Genomic DNA, 256 nt, shown 5'->3' on the forward strand with positions numbered 1-256 from the left:
CCCTAGGGGATTCGAACCCCTGTTACCGCCGTGAAAGGGCGGTGTCCTGGGCCTCTAGACGAAGGGGACACTGAAGTCTCAATCGCAAGACGCCTTGCTATTCACTTTTCATCAGACAATCTGTGTGGACACTACAAAGGCAGGTTCTTTAAGGTAAGGAGGTGATCCAACCGCAGGTTCCCCTACGGTTACCTTGTTACGACTTCACCCCAGTCATGAATCACAAAGTGGTAAGCGCCCTCCCGAAGGTTAAGCT

Annotated in this window: 1 rRNA gene; it reads right to left on the bottom strand. The window is 52.3% G+C overall.

Features of this window, described 5'->3' with window-relative positions:
• Window positions 1–154: 154 nt before the first annotated feature.
• Window positions 155–256 (bottom strand): 16S ribosomal RNA (locus QQZ17_RS22515); the annotation flags it as partial.

This window comes from Citrobacter sp. T1.2D-1 (assembly GCF_950098555.1).
In the GTDB taxonomy this organism is placed as follows: domain Bacteria; phylum Pseudomonadota; class Gammaproteobacteria; order Enterobacterales; family Enterobacteriaceae; genus Citrobacter_A; species Citrobacter_A telavivensis.